The 2,289-nt window shown below is 33.8% G+C and carries 3 protein-coding genes; 2 read left to right on the top strand and 1 reads right to left on the bottom strand.

Annotated elements, in window-relative coordinates; genetic code table 11:
- Together ACP5S8_RS08150 and ACP5S8_RS08145 are read left to right on the top strand one after the other, a co-directional pair.
- The coding region (locus ACP5S8_RS08150; RefSeq protein WP_461876443.1) for an AAA family ATPase at nt 1-1,017 on the top strand (1,017 nt) is incomplete at its 5' end.
- A gap of 73 nt (nt 1,018-1,090) precedes the next feature.
- Nucleotides 1,091-2,044 carry a Fic family protein gene (locus ACP5S8_RS08145; RefSeq protein WP_461876442.1) on the top strand — a complete coding sequence of 318 codons (954 nt, stop codon included), beginning with the start codon at nt 1,091-1,093 and terminating at the stop codon, nt 2,042-2,044.
- A gap of 6 nt (nt 2,045-2,050) precedes the next feature.
- Here the strand turns inward: ACP5S8_RS08145 and ACP5S8_RS08140 are convergent.
- Nucleotides 2,051-2,289: hypothetical protein (locus ACP5S8_RS08140; protein WP_461876441.1), on the bottom strand; the 239-nt coding region annotated here is incomplete at its 5' end.

Genomic DNA, 2,289 nt, shown 5'->3' with positions numbered 1-2,289 from the left:
ATGCAAGCTAAACCAAAGCCAAATCCTAAAGGCTGGCAGCCTTTTAACTCCGTACCGCCAAATCCCACTTTATCGCAATACAATACAAAGAACAATATCAACAACAATATCAATAATACAAATAAAAACATCTTCAACCCCAACGAGCTGCAATTAACATTGGAAGATGTAGTAGGACAATCTGATGCTAAGACTGAAATAGTAAAGACGCTAAGCAAAAATGTGAAAAAGCAAAATGCTTTACATAAAACTTCTCCTATCCTTGGGACATTTTTCTTTGTAGGACCAACTGGTGTAGGTAAAACCGAAACATCAAAAGCTATAGCCAAATATTTTGAAAAGTTTGGTTATCAGTATTTACGTTTTGATATGGGTGGATTTTCTGATTATCATACTGCATCTACTTTGGTGGGATCTCCAAAAGGTTATATTGGTTCAGAAGAAGGCGGTGCTTTGACAAGACCTTTGATGAGAAACCCAAGAGCTGTAATACTCTTTGATGAAATGGAAAAAGCTCATCCGTCTTTGTTTAAAACCTTTATGGCTCTAATAGATGAAGGTGAAATCCAAGAGGTGTCTACTGGTGCAAGGGTAAGAACAGATAACGCTATAATCATTTTTACGTCAAACCTTTATCAAAAAACCATAGGAGAGCTTTACAAACTAATACCTGATGACATTAAGCGTGAAGCTCTTATAAGAGATGTTCTTTCTGGTAACCTTTCAGAAGTCGCTAAGTATGTTCCATCGGTTGTAAGTGAAAAACCAACAAATATAGACGGTAGAGGTAGTATCACAGACAGATTTCCGCCAGAGTTTATTGGTAGGATTGATAAGATTATACCATTTACAAGCTTACATTACTACGACTACGTTGAAATCGTTAATAGGCTTGCTAAAAAGTATAACGTTAGTGTGGATGCAAGAGCAATTGTTGATAAATACATGCCTATAGCAGAAAATTACGGAGTAAGGCAGTTTATCAAAAAGGTTGAAGGAGAGCTGTTGCTATCGTAAGGATGTTAATATCCCGTATCAATTCTAATAAATCATTGCATAATCCATATTTCCATATATAATATTTGATACGATGGCGTATCAAAGTTTAAATGTTTTAGGTGAAGAGTTTATAAGATACCTTGAAAAAGAAGAGACTATATGCTCTCTTGCAATAGAAAAAATCAAAATAGACTTAGAAGAATTTCCATCTCATAAATCCGAAGATAAAAGATTGTTACAAGCTTGGAACTATTACAAAACTGCGGACGATGTATATATGCTAGCCCTGAATAATCGTGGTAAAAATATAAGCATTATCACTGAAACTCTTGTATTATGGATATACAACAAGCTTTGGGACGGCTTTCAACTTAATAGCAAAGGCTATAGAGAAGATGATATGGTAATATTTGGAGCAAAATTTGAACCTCCAAGACCAGAGGTGATTCAGACTATCATGAGTCGCATAATAGATTGGCTTAATAATAACGATTTAGATACTATCAGCAAGGCTAATTGTTTTCATCTTTTGTTCGAAGTACTACATCCTTTTGAAGATGGTAATGGTAGAATAGGAAGAATCCTCTTGAATGTTATTCTCATAGAAAACTGGCTTATAAATGTAGCTTTTAGAGATAGAGAAAAATACATAGATGCAATTAGAAGAGCAGAAGATGGAGCTGTTGTTGTAATAGATAAATTAGCAAGAGGAAGGAAACTAACAAATCAACAGATAACCGATACTCTTTTATCCTATGGTGATTTTAAGCATATAAATAATCTTGTGAAAAAGGAACTTGTTCATTCTCTTAAAATACAATCAAGAATAAATCAGGTTTTGTTAGACATCTCCAAAGCATCAGATCTTCTAGGATTCAAAAATAAAGATTATGTAAGAGTTTTAATAAATAGAGGAAAGATAAAAGCTGTTAAAATAGATAATCGCTGGAAGGTACCTCTCTCTGAAGTAATAGAGTTCATAGAAAGGGAAAAACAAACATTAGAGAATATAGAAGATATGTTTTCAAAATCAATAGAATTGTGACTTCCTTTAAAGACGGGAGGAGGTCACGTTTTTCTTTGTTGCTACATACTCTTTGTAGTATCTAAACTCTCTGAGGTCAATCCATAGGTCTGCTAAACCCTCTTTCATAAGAAAATCGTAATCATAACAAATATCTCGTTTTCTTGCCTCTCTTGAAGCTTCTTGTGTGCTTGTACCATACTTGTTAGCTATATGATTTATCACTTTATCTTCTGGATACAGCAAAATTTGATAAAGATATAAAC

It is taken from the genome of Hydrogenobaculum sp. (genome assembly GCF_049967395.1).
GTDB lineage: Bacteria > Aquificota > Aquificia > Aquificales > Aquificaceae > Hydrogenobaculum.
The sequence above is the reverse complement of the archived record's forward strand: the minus strand, read 5'-3'. Positions and strand labels throughout refer to the sequence as shown.

What these genes read in the sequence shown, in the direction of transcription:
- ACP5S8_RS08145 (WP_461876442.1), top strand. Translation starts at nt 1,091, where the DNA reads ATGGCGTATCAAAGTTTAAATGTTTTAGGTGAAGAGTTTATAAGATAC.